Here is a 16,838-nt window from a genome sequence, read left to right as displayed (position 1 = left end):
AACGCGGGCTTCAGGCGGGCAGGTCGTAGCGCATGGGCGCGATGTTCTGGTTGCGCAGGGCACGCATCGGGACGTGCTGGATGACCAGGTCTCTCAGCCGGGTGGCCAGGGGGTTGCTCATCTGCTCGATCCGGCTCAGCCGCCGGGAGGCGGTCACCAGTCCCCGGGTGCGGTCGCGGCGGTCGGCCTCGTAACGGCGCAGCGCCGCGGCCGGCTCGCCTCCCGCGGCGAGGTGGTGGGCCAGGGCGTGGGCGTCCTCGACGGCCGAGCCCGCCCCCTGGCTGAGGCTGGTGAGCATGGGGTGGGCGGCGTCGCCGACCAGGGTGACCGGGCCGGTGCCCCAGGTGGCGAGGAACGGGCGGTCCTGGGCGGGAACGGAGAGGATGTCGGCCTCCGGGGTGGCGGCGACCACCTGGCGCACCTCCTCCGCCCAGCTCGCGAACGCGGCCTGGACGCCGTGCTTGCCGCCGGTCCAGCGGCGGGCCTGTGGCAGCGGGACGTTCTTGGTGCCCCACCAGTAGACGTGGCCGCCTCCGATGTCGATCAGCCCGAAGCGCTGCCCGCTGCCCCAGTAGTGAGCGGCGCCGCCCGCGGGCAGGCGGGGGTGCTCGAAGGCGGCGGTGGCGATCCAGCAGACGTAGCCGTACTCGCGGACCGGCTGGTCGCCGACGAGCCGGGCCCGCACCGCCGATCGGATGCCGTCGGCGCCGACGAGCACGTCCGCGGTGCGGGTGCCGCCGTCCGCCAGGGTGACCGACACGCCCGCGCCGGTGACGCGGTGGCCGGTGACCCCGGTGCCGTAGCGGACCGGGGTGTCGGCCAGCGAGTCGCGCAGCAGGGCGAGCAGGTCGCCGCGGCGGACGTTGACCACCGGGGAACCCAACTCCTCGGCGATGGACTCGATCGGCAGGTCCCGCATCAGCCTGCCGTCGGTGGTGCGCAGGCAGAAGCTGGTGCACACCCGGCCCACGCCCGCCTCGACCAGGTCGAGGCCCAGGGCGGCGAGGACCTTGGTGGCGTTGGCGGCCAGCCCCAGGCCGCCGCCCTCGGTGCGCGGGCGCGGCGCGGCTTCCAGGACCTCCACGTCGAAACCCCGGGCGCGCAGCGCGACGGCAGTGGTCAGCCCGCCGACCCCGGCTCCCGCGACCAGGACCCTCACCGCCCCTCCCCCGCGGGGAACTGGCGGCGGATCACCGAGTCCAGCACCCGGTCGGGCAGCGCGCGGGCCGCTACCGAGGCGGCCCAGGAGTCGGGCCCGACCCGGTAGCGGGTGCGAGGGCGGCGGGAGGTCATGGCGTGGACGACGGCGGCCGCGACGGTCTCGGGTCGCGTGCGGCTGCGCCGGGCCCGCTCCTCGTTTGCGGCCACGAACTCCTCGAACCTGGACCGGTACAGCACAGCGACCCCGGCCGGCGCCTTGTCGAGCACGTCGCGGGCCGTGTCGGCCACCTTGGACCAGATGGGGGTCATGACGGCGCCCGGCTCCAGGACCGACACGCTGACCGACAACGGCGCCAGCTCGCGGCGCAGCGAGTCGGAGACGCCCTCCTTGGCGAACTGGGACGCGGCGTAAGGGCCCAGGAAGGGGGCGGCGACCCGGCCGATACCGGAGCCGACGTTGACGATGCGCCCGGCCGGGCCCGCGGGTGCGCCCCGGGTCCTGGTGCGCAGCAGCGGCAGGAACTCCTGGGTCACCGCGACCATGCCGACCAGGTTGACCTCCAGCTCGGCGCGCAGCTCGTCCAGCGGCACGCACTCCAGCGGCGCGGACACGCAGGTGCCCGCGTTGTTCACCAGACCGACCAGCCCGGCCCCGTCGGTCTCCCGGCGGACCCGGGCGCCGGCGGTGGCCACCGAGTCCTCCCGGGTCACGTCCAGCACCAGCGGCCGGATCGCCTGGTGCGCCCCGGCGAGCCGGGCCGCGTCGACGTCGGCGCGCACCCCCGCGTACACGGTGAACCCGGCGCGGGCCAGGCTCACGGCGGTGGCTTCGCCCAATCCCGACGAGGCCCCGGTCACCACGATCGCGCCCCGTCCTCCGCTGTTCGCCATCGTCGACCTCTCGTTCCGGCGCCGGGCGCCGCCCGGCGGTGGTGGGAGCGCGGACCGCAGGGCGGCCACCGCGCGGTCGGCGAGGCGCTCGGCCCGCCGTCGGTCAACGGCGCCGGCGACGTGGGTGAAGTTCCAGTGCAGCGCCGAGTGGCTGGTGTTGACCGCGGCGACGAAGTAGCCGCTGACCGAGATGCCCGCGACGAACTGCGCCCCGGACAGCGCGCACTCCCCGACGCGGTCGGGGAAGTCGAAGCGGCCGACGTTGGACAGGCACACGTTGCCGGGTCCGGACCGGTCGATCATCGCGACCACCCTGGCGCTGCCGCCGACCGAGCGGGGTGAGACGAACCGCAGCAGGGAGACCAGCGCGAGGTGGTGGTGGTAGCGCCGGCGGCGGCGCAGGTCCCGCTGGGCGCCGCGGGCGGTGGCCCACAGGTCGTCCGGCTCGACCCGCACGTGCGAGGGGACGGTGGCCACGTAGGCGCCCACGTCCCGGGGATCGACCGGTGGGACGAGGTCGGCGCGGAAGTCCACGGGGGACCCGATGGTGACCGCGCGCGGCGTCCCGGCGGCGTCCTCCCCCGCCAGGGCCAGAGCCAGGGCGGCGGTGAGCGCGCTGTGCACGGTCACGCCCTCGGCACGGCACCGGTCGACCAGCCGGGTCAGCGTCGCGGGGTCGAGTTCGCGGTGCAGCAACCGGGTACGCCGTCGTCCCGGCGGCACCGGGGTGCCCGGCTCCAGTCGCCGGGGGCGTGCCGCCGCCGCGGCGGCACGATCGGCCAGGGAGAGCGCGACCAGGTGCGCCACCCGGGGCAGGCCGTTGACCCGCGCGGGCAGCAGCTCCTCCGGTGGGGGCAGCGGTGCGCGTGGCGGGGCGTCCGCGGGGGCGACAGCCTGCTCCACCAGTTCTCGCAGCAGCGCCAGGGCCGTGGTGCCGTCGGCGATGACGTGGGAGGCGGTGAGCACCACGTCGTGGCTGTCCCCGCCGTGTGCGATGTGGACCAGCCGGATCAGCGGGCCGGTGCGCCAGTCGAGCGGTGTCGCCAGCTCGACCTCGTCGACCTCGTGCTCCCACCGGTCGTAGCGGGTGGCCGCGACCACGCGGACGGGGACGTCGGGACGCGCCGCCGGGACGAAGCGCGGCTCGGGGTCGGCGACGACGGCCACCCGCAGCAGCGGGTGCCGCCGGACCAGGGTCGCGGCGGCCCGCTCCAGGTCAGCGGTGGCGCAGGGGCCGAGCACCCGGACCCGGGCGACGACGTTGAGCGCGGAGAGCTGGTCGCAGACCCAGTACCAGCGCTCCATCGGGCTCAGCGCCCGGCGAACTTCGCCGGTGGGGTTCACCGGACCACCTCCACGCCCGAGTCGGCGCGGCGGGGGTCCTCGGCGCGGTCCAAGCCCTCGCCGAGGGCGGCGGCGACGGCGTGGACGTGCGGCGCGGTCATCATCGACAGGTGGTTGCCGGGGACCTCCAGCACCTCCACCGACTGGCCGGCCCGCTCCCGCCAGCCGTTGCGGGGGTCGGCGAACAGACCACCGGCCGCGCGGTGGGCGATGGCGAGGTTGGCGGGCAGCTCCTCGGCGGCGCGCAGCAGGCGCAGCGGGCGGCGCACCCGCCGCGGCCGGTGGTCGAGCACCGCCCGGTAGTTGGCCCGGAAGACCTCGTAGAGCCTGCGCAGGAGCTGCGGCGAGCCGTCCTCGGGCAGGATGCCGAGCGCCACGCACCGGGCCAAGCCCTCGGCGAAGAGCCGCTCGGGGTCCTCCCCGATCGGGTCCGGGTCGTCGACCAGGTCGCCCCCGCCGGTCGAGTACCACAGCAGCTCGCGGAAGAAGAACCCGATGAGCTGACGCTCCGGCACGTGCGGGCGGGGGCCGTCGCTCAAGGCGACGGTGTCCAGGAGGGTCGCGGTGGGCACCTGTGCCGCACCCAGCGCCTCGGCGATCTCCAGGGCGACGTAGCCGCCGAAGGACCAGCCCGCGATGTGGAAGGAGCCGTGCGGGTGGACACGCCGGATCGCGCGGGTGTAGGCGTCGGCCAGCGCGGGCAGCGAGGTCAGCGGCTCGGTGCCGGGTTCGGCGCCCGCTGCCTGGAGGCCGTACACCGGCCGGTCGCCCGGCAGGAGCGCGGCCAGCTCGCGGTAGCACAGCACGTTGCCGCCGATGGGGTGGACCAGGAACAGCGGCGTCCCGTGCCCGCGCTCGCGCAGGGGGACCACGGGGTCGAAGGCCGGTCGACGGGCGCCGCGGGCCCGGATGACCTCGGCCAGCTCCCGCGCGGTGGGTGCGGCGAGGAAGGTCTGCAACGACAGGTCCACCGCCCAACGACGGGCGATGGTCATCGCGGCCCGGGTGGCTCCGATGGAGGTGCCGCCCGCGTCGAAGAAGCCGGTGTCCACGCCCAGGCGGTCCACGTGGGCGAACTCGGCCAGCAGCCCGGCCACGGCCTCCTCCAGCTCGTCCCCGGGCGCGGCCGGGACCGCCGGGCGGGTGGCCAGGCCGCGCAGCGCGGCGTCGTCGCGCTTGCCGTTGGGGGTCAGCGGGATCGCCTCGACCCAGTGGTAGCGGGAGGGCACCATGTGCGGCGGCAGCTCCCCGCCCAGCCGCACCCGCAGCCTCGCGACGTCGACTCGCGCCGGGTCGCCGACCAGGAACGCCTCCAGCACGGCGTCCCCGCCACCGAGGGCGCGGGCCACCACCGCCACCTGCTCAAGCCCCGGGTGGTCGCCGGCCAGTCGCAGCAGCGCCAGCTCCACCTCGGCGCACTCGACGCGGTAGCCGCGCACCTTGACCTGCCCGTCGGCGCGACCCAGGAACACGATCTCCCCGTCGTGGAGCATGAGCCCCACATCGCCGGTGCGGTAGCGCAGCCGCCCGGAAGGCGCCGCGACGAACCGCTCGGCGGTGAGGCCCGGCCGGTTCTCGTACCCTTGGGCCAGGGACGGGCCCTCGACGTAGATCTCCCCCTTCACCCCCGGCGGCACCGGTCGCAGCCGGTCGTCGAGCAGGCTGACCCCGACCCCCGGAATCGCGGAGCCCACCGGCGGCAGTGGCGGGTGGTCGCTCCCGGCGGGCAGCGAGTGGGCCAGCACCACGTGGGTCTCGGTCGGGCCGTACTGGTTCTCCAGCACCGCAGCCGGGTTGGCCGCGCACAGCGCGCGGATCTCGGGGGTGATGCGCAACTCTTCCCCGGAGGAGACGATGGAGCGCAGCGAGTCCGGGTAGTCGCCGGTGGTGGCGGCGGCCTCGGCCAACGCCTGGAGGGCCACGTACGGCAGGTAAACCCGGTCGACGCCGCTGTCGCGGATCAGCCGCAGGACCGCGGGCATGTCCTGCCGCAAGCCGTCGGCGGGTATGCGCAGGGTGCCACCCCCGCACAAGGTGGAGAAGATCTCCTGGAAGGAGACGTCGAAGCTCAGCGGCGCGAACTGCAGCGTGGTCGTCGCCCGCCCGCCCGACCTCGTCCGGCCGGTGGCGCGCCGGTTCTGCCACTCGACGAGGTTCGCCAGGGCGCGGTGGGGCATGGCCACCCCCTTGGGCTCGCCGGTGGAACCGGAGGTGAACAGCACGTAGGCGATGTCCTCCGGTCCCAGTCGCGGCAGTGGCACGGGGTCGCCGAGGGGCTGGGCCAGCAGCTCGGCGGGGTCGACCACGGCCGCGCCGCCGAGCGCGGTGCGCAGGTCCGGGTCGGCGACCACCCGCCAAGGCGCGGCGATGTCCGCCATGGCGCGGATGCGCGCTTCCGGGTGGTCGGGGTCCAGCGGCACCACGGCCGCGCCGGCGCGCATGACGCCCAGCACCACCGCCACCAGTTCGACACCGCGGCGCATCCGCACCGCCACGCGGGCCCCGTGGGGCATCCCCAGACCCAGGAGCCGCCGGGCGACCGCGTCGGCGGCGTCGGTGAGCGCGCGATAGTCCCAGCGATCGGTGTCGCCCACGACGGCGGTGGCGGCCGGGTGCAGCGCGGCGGCGTGGGCGACCGCCTCGGCCACGTCGCGCCGCCGGGCGGCGGCCAGGTCGATCACGGCGTCGGGCTCCCGGACGATGTCGGCCAGGACGCCGACGAGGAGCCTGCCGAACTCCGCGCACTGCTCGTCCGCGAGCGCTCCGCCGCCGGAGCTCAGCCGCAGGGTCAGCCTGCCGTCGCGCGGGTCCACGACCGCGGTGGTGAGCAGGGTGAAGTTGGTCTCCTCGCGCACGGTGACGTCCACCAGTTCCGCGGCCGGTGACCGCGGGTCGTCCCCGCGCAGGGCCTCGGTGAGGACGTGGTGGTTGACGAAGTTGAACGCGGTCTCGACCACCGCCCCGCCCCGCTCGTCCTGGAGGGCGCTCAGCGGCAGGCGCCGGTGCGGGTAGGACTCGCGCTCCCAGCGCAGGACGTGGTCGACGACCTCGATCCAGGTGCGCGGGCCGACGTCCAGGCGGACCGGGACGGTGTTGAGGAACAGCCCCGCGCCCAGCTCGGCCCCCGCGAGCTCGGGCCGGGTGTGGGTGACGCAGCCGGTGGTGACGTCCTCGACGCCGGTCATGGCCCGCAACGCCAGGCAGTGGGCGGCCAGTAGCAGCGACTTCAGCGGCACACCGCGGCGGCGGGCGAAGTCCTTGGCACAGGCGTCCAGCCAGGCGGGCAGCGCCAGGGTGCGCTGGCCATCGCCGGGTGCGGCCACGTGCGCCCGCACGGACTCGACGGCCGTGGGCCGGGAGTGCTCCAGCACCCGCGCCCAGTGCCGGCGGACGACCTGGTCGTGGGAGGCCGCGTGCTCCGCACGCACCTGCTCGGCCAGCAGCAGCGTCGAGCCGGGGGCGCGTTCGGCGGGCGGGCGACCCGCCACCAGGGCCAAGTGGTCCGCCAGCAGCTCGCCGACCAGGCCGGCCACGCTCCAGCCGTCGAGGATCGCGTGGTGGAAGGCGAACACCAGGTCCACCTCCTCGGAGCCGTCCCCGTGGACGAACACGCGGATGCGGTGCAGGGGCGCGGGCTGGGCGGGGTCGTCGTCCAGCAGCGGGTAGTCGGCGCGGTGCAGGGCGGCCAGGTGCGCCTCGACCTCTCGCTCCGCCGCGCCGGGGTCGGCGGGGCAGTGGACGACCTCCACCGGGTCGGGCACCGCGGTGAGGACGAGTTGGAGCGGGGTGGAGCGACCGGTGAGGTCGAACGTCGAGCGCAGCGCGGGCCGGTTGCGCACCAGCTCCCGGGCGGCGCGGCGGAAGGCGGTCTCGTCCCAGGGCATCCGCAGCCGGTAGCGGAAGACGTCCTTGTACAGGCGCGAATCGGCGCGTTGGCGGCTGTGGAACAGCATCCCCAACTGGAGCCGGGTGGCGGGGAAGGCGTCCTCGACGCCGTGCAGGCCCGCCCGGTCGATCAGCGGCACCAGCTCGAACGGCTCGGTGACGGCGGCCACCCGCGCCGGGCCGGGCAGCCCCCCGTCCAGGTGGGCGGCGAGCGCGGCGACGGTGGGGTTGGCGTGGAACCGGTCCAGGTCGAAGGGCAGGCCGCGCTCCTCCGCCTCGGTGCGCATCCGCAGCACCAGGATGGAGTCGCCGCCGACGGTGAAGAAGTCGTCGTGCACGCCGAAGGCGTCGGTGCCCAGCACTTCGCGCCAGATCCCGGCCAGTGCCTCCTCCAGCGGGTTGCCGGGCCGGTCCGAGCCGTGCTCGCGGCGGCCCGAGGCGGCCAGTGCCCGGCGGTCGACCTTGCCGGCGGCGGTCACCGGCAGCCGGTCCACCCGGACGTACCGGGAGGGCACCATGTACCCGGGCAACCGCCGGCCCAGCGCGTCCACCACCGTGCGCACCAGGTCCGGACCGTCGGCGTGCTCGGTGACGAGGTAGGCGACCAGCCGGGTGCCCGAACCGGCGCCCTCGGGGACGACCGCGGCGGCCGACACCCCGGGGCAGCGGGTCAGGGCGGCCTCGACCTCGCCGGGGGCAACCCGGTTGCCGCGGATCTTGACCTGGTCGTCGAGCCTGCCCAGGTACTCCGCGGTGCCGTCGGCCAGCCAGCGAACCAGGTCCCCGGTGCGGTAGCGGCGGCGCTCGGGGATCGACTCGTCCACCACGAACGCCTCGTCGGTGAGCGCGCGCTGCCCCAGGTAGCCGCGGGCGAGGGCGACACCGGCGATGTTCAGCTCGCCGGGCACGCCGACCGGGCAGCGGCGGCCGGCGACGTCGAGCACCATCAGCGCGGTGTTGTCGATGGGCCGGCCGATGGGAACCCGCGCCACCGGGCCGGAACCCGGCACGTCGAAGTAGGACACGTCCACGGTGGCCTCGGTGGGCCCGTACAGGTTGGTCAGCCGCACCTCCCGGTTGCCCGCGGCGGCGAACACCGCACCGAACCGCTCCGCCAGGACCGGGGTCAGCGCCTCGCCGCTGGCGAAGACCTGCCGCAGCGTGCGCACCCGCGCGGCGGCGCGCGGGTCGGCCTCCAGGTGGTCGAGGAAGGGCCCGAGCATGGAGGGCACGAAGTGCGCGACCGTGGCGCCGTGACGCTCGATCGCGGCGACCAGCTCGCGCGGGTCGCGCTCGACGCCCGCCGGGGCCACCGCCACCGCCGCGCCCGCGTGCGCCCACCACAGCAGCTCCCACACCGAGACGTCGAACGTGGTGGGGGTCTTGTGCAGGACGACGTCGTCGGGGCCCAGCGGGTAGCGGCGCTGCATCCAGGCCAGGCGGTTGACGACCGAGCGGTGCTCGACCATCACGCCCTTGGGCGCGCCGGTGGAGCCGGAGGTGTAGATGACGTAGGCCAGGTCGCCGGGCCGGGTGGTGGTGGCCGGGACCGGGGCGGCGGTGTCGTCCTCCAGGTCCACCGCCAGGGACAGCACCCCGAAGTCGCCCAGGTCGGTGTCGGCGACGGCGAAGCGGGCGCCGCAGTCGTCCAGGATCGTCCGCACGCGCTCGGCCGGGTGGGTGGGGTCGACCGGCACGTAGGCCCCGCCCGCCGCGTGCACCGCGTGGACGGCGACCAGGAACTGCGGGGACCGAGGCAGCACCACCGGCACGCACTCCTCGGGGCGCAGACCCCGCGCGCGCAGCTGCCCGGCCAACCTGGCCACGTGCCGGTGGAACTGCCCGTAGGTCAGCTCGCCGGTGATCCCGTCCGGGTCCGTCCAGGTCAGGGCTCGCCGCTCAGGGGTGCGTCCCGCTTGGTCGGAGAACAGCCGGTCGAGGACGGCGGTCTCGTCGAAGCCCTCCCCCGCGGGGCGCTCGAAGGCGTCGAGGCGGGCGGACTCGTCCGGGCCGAGGATGGGCAGCGCGCCCAGGGGCGCGGCCGGGTCGTCCAGAGCCGCCCGGAGCAGACGGGCGACGTGCCCCGTCACGGCGTCGATGGTGAAGTCGGCGTCGAAGACGTCGGCGGCGCAGAAGACGTCCAGGTGCAGGGAGCCGTCGGACCGGTGCTCGCGGGCGACGATGTTGACCGCGTCAAGGCCGGAGCCGGAGGCGAGCACGGTCAGCTCGACATCGTCGCCGGGACCGTCCTCGGGGACGGTGATGTAGGAGTAGGTGACGTCGAACAGGTCCCGGGCCGGGTGGCCCGCCGAGCGCAGCGCGGCGCGCAGGGCGCCGAGCGCGAACCGCTGGTGGGTCAGCAGCTCGCCGACCCCGTCCGCCACCCGGTCGGCCAGTTCCAGCAGTGTGCCCCGCTCGTCGACGGGCACGTGCAGCGGCAGGACGTTGGTGACGTGCGACATGGTGGCCCGCTCGGCGGGCGTGCGGCGGTTGAGCAGCGGGATGCCCAGCACGACGTCCCCCTCGCGGTGGAGGCGGCGCAGGTAGGCGGCCACGGCGGCGGCGGTCACCGAGAACACCGAGTGCCCGGTGGCGCGGATGCGGTCGATGACGGCGGCGTCCACGCGGGTGGAGTGGCGCAGGCGGCGGTGGGTGCGCGCGGCCGCGGTGCGGGGGAACAGGGCGGGCTGCAACGGGGCTGTCGCGGCGACCAGGGCGTCGCGGTCGGCCTCCCGGTCGGGTGAGCGCCAGTACCGCGCGTCGGCCGCCACCGCCTCCAGGCAGCTCGGTGCCGGGCGCGCCGGGGTCGAGGGCGCCTCGGCGCGACAGAAGTCGGCGATGTCCCCGAGCGCCAGGTTGATGCCCCAGGCGTCGGCCACGACGTGGTGGAACCGGGTGTAGACCACCAGGGAGGTGTCGTCGTCGACCAGGACCACCGTGCGCACCAGCGGTCCGTCCAGGGGCACAGGTGTGTCGGTGGCCCGCTCGATCCACCGCAGGCACGCCCCGGCCGGGTCGGGCTCGGCGCGGAAGTCGACCACCTCGACGTCGGGGTAGTCGGGCCGCACGCGTTGCCGCCACTCGTCGCCGTGGGGCTCCAACCGCAGCCGCATCGCGTCGTGGCGCAGGGCGGTGCGCCGGATGGCGGTCCGCACCCGCTCGACGTCGGTGGTTCCGCGCAGTCGCAGGTAACCGCCGGGCTGGACCGGGGACAGCTCGGGGTAGGCGAGGCCCACGCCCACGATGTCGCGCTGGTAGTGGCTCAGCGGGTGCGTTTCCCCGGTCGGGACGGACTCGGTCGGGACGCGGTCCGGTGGGACTGGCGCGGACGGGGCGGGGTGGTGCGGAACGTAGGTGGGAGGAACGGGGGCAGGTGCTTCGGAGTTGGGCGCTTCGGCGGCCGGGGCGACGAGGGCCAGCAGGTGCTCGGTAAGCGCTGCCGGGGTCTTGTGGTCGATCACGGCGTTGGTGGGCACCGGCAGTCCGGTGGCCCGGCGGAGCCGATTGCGGAAGTCCACTCCGCCCAGGGAGTCGAACCCCATGTGCTTGAAGTGCGCGTCGGGGTCGATCGCCTCGGCCGAGTCGTGGCCCAGCACGGCGGCTGCCGCGGCGCGGACCATCCCGGTCAGCGCCGCGCGGCGCTCGGCCGCGGGCAGGCTTGCCAGGTCCCCGGTCAGGGCCCGCTCCTCCGGGGCGGCGCCCGCGGCGCGGAGGGCCGGCCGGACCGGGCCGCCGAACAGGGCGGGCCGCTCCCCCGCGCGCCCGGCCCGCGGGTCGAGGCGGGCCGGGACCAGCAGCGCCCGGCCGCTGTCGAGGGCGGCGTCGAACAGGGCCAGGCCCTCGGCGGCGGACATGGCGGTGAAACCGGCGCGGCGCAGCCGGGTGAGATCGCGGTCGTCGAGGTGGCCGGTCATGCCTGAGCCGTCCGCCCACAGGCCCCAGGCCAGGGAGGTCGCGGGTAGGCCGCGTTGCCGGCGGTGCTCGGCCAGCGCGTCGAGGAAGGTGTTGGCCGCGGCGTAGTTGGCCTGCCCCGGCGTCCCCAGCACGCCGGCCGCCGAGGAGAACAGCACGAAGGCGGCCAGGTCCAGGTGGGCGGTGGCCTCGTGCAGGTGCCACGCCGCGTCGAGCTTGGGCCGCAGCACGCGGTCGAGCCGCTGCGGGGTCAGGGCGGTGAACACCCCGTCGTCCAGCACGCCGGCGGCATGGACGACAGCGGTGAGCGGGTGCTGCGCGGGCACCGAGGCCGACAGGGCGGCCGATGCCCGTGGGTCGGCGACGTCGCAGGCCACGACGAGGGGGTCGGCCCCCAGCGCGCGCAGGTCGTCCACCAGTGCTCGCGCGGCGGGGGTGTCGGGTCCGCTGCGCGACGCCAGCAGCAGGCGCCGCACGCCCCGGGTGGTGACCAGGTGGCGGGCGAGCAGGCCGCCCAGGACGCCGGTGCCACCGGTGATCAGCACGGTGCCGTCGGGGTCGAGGGGACGCGGGAGGGTGAGGGCGAGCTTGCCGGTGTGGCGGGCCTGGGCGAGGGTCTGGAGCGCTTCGGGGGCCTGCCGCACGTCGCGCACCGACACCGGCAGCGGGAGCAGCGCGCCCCGCCGGAACAACGCGCCCAGCTCGGCCAGGGCGGCTCCGGTCTCCTCCGGGCCGACCTCGGTCAGGTCGAAGTGCCGGTAACGCACGCCGGGGCGGGTCCGGGCGATCGCGTCGGCGTCACGCGGGTCGGTCTTGCCCAGCTCGACGAACTGGCCGCCGCGCGGCAGCAGGTCGAGCGAGGCATCGACGAACTCGTGGGCGAGGGAGTTCAGCACCAGGTCCACGCCCGCGCCCCCGGTGGCCGTCAGGAACCGGTCGCGGAAGTCGAGGGTGCGCGAGCTCGCGATGTGGTCCTCGGCCAAGCCCGCGGCGCGCAGCACGTCCTGCTTCGCGGGGGAGGCGGTGGCGAACACCTCGGCGCCGAGGTGGTGGGCGAGCCGGATGGCGGCCGTGCCGACCCCGCCGGTTCCCGCGTGCACCAGCACCCGCGCGCCCGCGGTGATCCCGGCCGGCCCCCTCAGCGCGAAGTGCGCGGTGAGGAACACCGCCGGGGTGGCGGCGGCCTCGGCGAAGGTCCAGGAGTCGGGGAAGCGGGCGAAGTAGCCGCGCTCGCGCACCACCACCGGGCCGACGCCGTAGAACATGCCCATGACCCGGTCACCGGGCACCAGGTCGCGCACGTCGTCCGCGACCTCCAGCACCACGCCCGCGCCCTCGTTGCCCAGGTCCGCGCCCGGGTCGGGGTAGAGCCCGTGGGCGATCATGACGTCGCGGAAGTTCAGGCCCACCGCGCGCACGGCGACCCGCACCTCTCCCGGTCCCGGCGGCCGCCGGGACTCCGGCCAGTCCGCGAACGCGGTGTTGGCCGCCTCCAGGGTGCCGGCGCCCAGGGTGCGCAGCCGCCAGCCCGGACCTCGCAGCCGGTCGAGCCCCGCGGTGACCGTGCCGCCTGCCGGCGCGAGGCGCGGCACGACGGGTGCGCCTCGCCGGAACGCCACCTCGGTCTCGCCGGCGGCGAGGGCGGCGAGGGCTTCGGGGACGCGGTCGCGCCAGCCCTCCCAGTCGTCCAGGTCCACCAGCGCGACGCGGCCGGGGTGTTCGGTTCGGGCACTGCGCAAGAGGCCCCACGCGGCAGCGTGGGCCAGGTCTTCGACGTCCTCGCCGGGTCCGGTGGACACCGCGCGCCGGGTGAGCACGACCAGGGTGGAGCCCTCGGCGCGCGGGTCCGCCAGCCAGCGCTGCACGAGGCCGAGGACCCCGTCCAGTGCCCGCCGCACCCGGTGCGGGAGGTCCGGGCCACCGGGGATGGTGTCGCGGCGCAGGACGACGGCTCGCGCCGCGGTCCCACCGACCCACGCGGCCCACTCCGTCCACTCGGGGGCGCCCGCCGCGTCCCTCGGCGCGGGCCTCCATTCCAGGCCGAACAGGGAGTCGCGGGCGCCCGCTCCGGCCGCGCGCAGCCGGTCGCGGTCGATCGGTCGCAGGGTCAGCTCCTCGACCGCGCACACCGGCTGCCCGGTCGGGTCGGTCAGCTCCAGCGCGTAGGCGTCCGGACCGGTCGCGATGATGCTCACCCGCAGGGCGGTGGCGCCGACGGCGTGCAGTCGGATGCCCGACCAGGTGAAGGGGAGCCGGATCCCGTCGGCCCCGGTATCGGGGGCGGTGTGCACGAGGGCGTGCAGGGCGGCGTCGAGCAGGACGGGGTGGAGGCCGAACCCACCCGGCTCGATCCCCTCGGGCAGCGCGATCTCGGCGTGGACGTCCGGGCCACGGCGCCAGACCGCGCGCAGGCCGCGGAAGGCCGGGCCGTACCGGTAGCCGCGCGCGGCCAGCCGGTCGTAGGCGTCGGACACGTCCACCGGCTCGGCGCCGGGAGGGGGCCAGGTGGCCTGGCCGAAGGCGGGCGCGGTCGGCGCGGCGGCTCCCAGGGTGCCCTCGGCGTGCCTGGTCCAGGCGACCCCGACGCCCAGCGGGGTGTCACGACAGGAGTAGATCCGCACGCCGCGGCCGTCGGGGGCGTCCCCGGTGACGACGACCCGGAGGTGCACGGCCTCCTCCGCCGGGATCACCAGCGGCTCGCGCAGCACCAGTTCGGCCATGGTCGCGCCGCCCGCCCGCCGGCCGGCGAAGGCCGCCAGTTCGGCCATGGCCGCGCCGGGCAGCAGCACGACCCCGTCGACCGCGTGGTGAGCCAGCCAGGGATGGGTGGACAGGGAGACGCTGCCGATGAGCTGGAGACCGTCGTGCTCGGGGTGGTCGTGTGCGGTGGCCAGCAGCGGGTGCTCCGGCGCGGGCCCGGCCGCGGTCGTCCCGGCGGTGGGCGACAGCCAGAACCTGTGGTGCTGAAAGGCGTACGTGGGCAGCTCGACCGGCGCCCGGTCGCCGAGGCGGGCGGTCAGGTCCACCGGCAGACCCGCGGCGTGCGCCTCGGCGACCGAGGCCAGCAGGCGGCGGGGGCCGCCGTCGTCGCGGCGCAGGCTCCCCACGACCACGACCGGGTCGTCGGCCGGGACGTCCTGGAGCGACTCCTCCATGCCCGCGGTGAGCACGGGGTGCGGGCTGACCTCGATGAAGAAGCGGTGGCCGCGGGCGTAGGCGGCGCGCACGGCTTCCTCGAAGCGCACCGTCTGACGCAGGTTCCGGTACCAGTACGCCGCGTCCAGTTCCGCGCCGTCGACCGGCCCCCCGGTCACGGCGGAGAGGAACTCCAACTCGCAGCGCCTGGGCGCGATGTCGGCGATCGACTCCTGCACCGCTCCGTCGAGCGCTTCCACGTGCGCCGAGTGGGACGCGTAGTCCACGGGCACCCGGCGGACCTGGACGTGGTCCGCCTCGGAGGCGGCGGCGAACTCCTCGATGGCCGCGGCGTCGCCGGAGACCACGGTCGAGCGCGGTCCGTTGATCGCGGCCACCTCCAGCCTGTCCGCCCAGCGCACCAGGCGGGGTACGACATCGGCGACGGGCAGCGGCACGGATGCCATGCCCCCCGTGCCCGCGATGGCGGCGATGGCCTTGCTGCGCAAGGCGACGACCGCGGCGGCGTCACGCAGCGAGAGCGCTCCCGCGACACAGGCGGCGGCGATCTCGCCCTGGGAGTGTCCGATCACCGCGGCGGGTAGCACGCCGAAGGACTGCCAGCAGCGGGCCAGCGAGACCATGACCGCGAACAGGGCGGGCTGCACCACGTCCACCCGGTCGAGGCCGGGTGCACCGGGCTCGCCGCGCAGGACGTCGAGCAGGGACCAGTCGACGAAGTCGGCGAACGCCGCGTCGCACTCCTCGACCGAAGCGGTGAACACCGCGTCCGCGCCGAGCAGGCCGGTCGCCATGCCCACCCACTGCGAGCCCTGTCCGGGGAAGATGAGCACCGCGCCCGCGCCCGCGCGTGCCCGGCTGGTGGCGGGTCCTTCGGCGAGGGCGGTCAGCTCGGCGAGCGCTTCGACGCGGTCGCCCGCCACCAGCACGGCGCGGTGGTCGAACCGGGCCCGGTGGGCGGCGAGGGTGTGGGCGATGTCGGCGAGGTCGAGTCCGGGTCGCTGGTCCACGTGCTCGCGCAGCCGGGCGGCCTGTGCCCGCAGCGCTTGACCGGTGCGGGCCGAGAGCACGAGCGGCACCGCGTCCGCGCGGACGCGGGGCAAGCGCGGGACGTGATCGGCGGACGGGGCCTGCTCCAAGACGACGTGGGCGTTCGTGCCGCTGATCCCGAACGAGGACACGGCCGCGCGCCGGGGCCGGTCGGACGCCGAAGCGGGCCAGGGCACAGCTCCGGTCGGGACGCGCATGACGCCCGTGGACCAGTCGACCGCCTCGGTGGGGCGCGTCAGGTGGAGGGTGCCCGGCACCAGGCCGTGACGGAGGGCTTCCACGGCCTTGATCACGCCCGCGACCCCGGACGCGGCCTGGGTGTGGCCGATGTTGGACTTGATCGACCCGATCAGCAGCGGGTCGTCGGCGGAGTGGGCCGCGCCGTAGGTGGCCAGCAGGGCGCGGACCTCGACGGGGTCGCCGACCCGGGTGCCGGTGCCGTGCGCCTCGACCACGTCCACGTCGGCGGGGGTGAGCCCGGCGTCGGCGAGAGCCGCGCGGATCACCCGCCGCTGGCCGTGCTCGCTGGGCGCGGACAGCCCTTCGGACGCGCCGTCCTGCCCGATCGCGGTCCCGCGCAGCACGGCGAGCACGGGGTGACCGAGGCGGCGCGCGTCCGACAGCCGTTCCAGCACCACCACACCCGCGCCCTCGGCGACGCCGAACCCGTCGGCGTCGGCGGAGAACGGTTTGCTGGCGCCGTCGGGGGCGAGCGCCCCGAGGTGGCCGAAGCCGACGAGGATGCTGGGCGCGCACACCACGTTCGCCCCGCCGGCCAGGGCGAGCGAGCACTCGCCCGCGCGCAGCGCCCGCGCCGCGAGGTGCACCGCGGTCAGCGACGAGGAGCAGGCGGTGTCCACGGTGACCGCAGGGCCCTCCAGGCCGAGCGTGTAGGCGACGCGGCCCGAGGCCACGCTCGGGGTGGTGCCGGTGGTGAGGTGGCCCGCGTCCTTCAGTGCGCCGGCGAACACCCGGGGACCGTACTCCTGGGCCACCACGCCGAAGTAGACGCCGGCGCCACTGCCCGCCAGGGTCGAGGGGTCGATGTTCGCCCGCTCCAGCGCCTCCCAGGACACCTCCAGCAACAACCTCTGCTGCGGGTCCATGGTAAGCGCTTCCCGCGGGCTCACCCCGAAGAACGCCGCATCGAACTCCCCCGCGCCGTCGAGGAAGGAGCCGCCGCGCGCGTAGGTCGAGCCCGGTGTGCCGGTGTCGGTCAGCGCCCGCAGGTCCCACCCCCGGTCGGCGGGGAAGTCGGGGCGAACCGCGTTCCCGCCGCCCAGCACGAAGCCCCACAGCTGCCGCGGCGAGGACAGCGCCCTCGGGAAGCGGCACCCCATCCCCACCACGACGACGGGGTCGGGATCGACCCGGACCACTCCCCCACCCCGGGCGCTCCCGTCGGCCGAGCCTTTGCGCAAGCCTGCGTACAGCAGCAT

At 75.9% G+C, this 16,838-nt stretch carries 3 protein-coding genes; all 3 read right to left on the bottom strand.

Features of this window, described 5'->3' with window-relative positions; all coding sequences use genetic code 11:
- Positions 1-10: 10 nt before the first annotated feature.
- Genes ABD223_RS15650 through ABD223_RS15640 form a run of 3 tightly spaced genes read right to left on the bottom strand, consistent with a single transcriptional unit; the run spans position 11 to position 16,838 of the window.
- Entirely contained in the window at positions 11-1,159 is a 1,149-nt protein-coding gene (locus ABD223_RS15650; RefSeq protein ID WP_344036948.1) for an FAD-dependent monooxygenase, read from the bottom strand.
- On the bottom strand, positions 1,156-3,396 hold the full coding sequence (locus ABD223_RS15645; protein ID WP_344036947.1) for an SDR family NAD(P)-dependent oxidoreductase: 2,241 nt from the start codon (positions 3,394-3,396) through the stop codon (positions 1,156-1,158). Before ABD223_RS15645 ends, ABD223_RS15650 begins: the two co-directional genes overlap by 4 nt.
- A complete protein-coding gene (locus tag ABD223_RS15640; RefSeq protein ID WP_344036946.1) occupies positions 3,393-16,838 on the bottom strand; it encodes a non-ribosomal peptide synthetase/type I polyketide synthase in 13,446 nt (4,481 codons plus the stop codon). Before ABD223_RS15640 ends, ABD223_RS15645 begins: the two co-directional genes overlap by 4 nt.

It is taken from the genome of Saccharothrix xinjiangensis (assembly GCF_039527585.1).
Taxonomy (GTDB): domain Bacteria; phylum Actinomycetota; class Actinomycetes; order Mycobacteriales; family Pseudonocardiaceae; genus Actinosynnema; species Actinosynnema xinjiangensis.
This window is presented reverse-complemented; position numbering and strand designations above follow the sequence as displayed.

What these genes read in the sequence shown, in the direction of transcription:
- ABD223_RS15640 (WP_344036946.1), bottom strand. Translation starts at nt 16,838, where the DNA reads ATGCTGCTGTACGCAGGCTTGCGCAAAGGCTCGGCCGACGGGAGCGCC.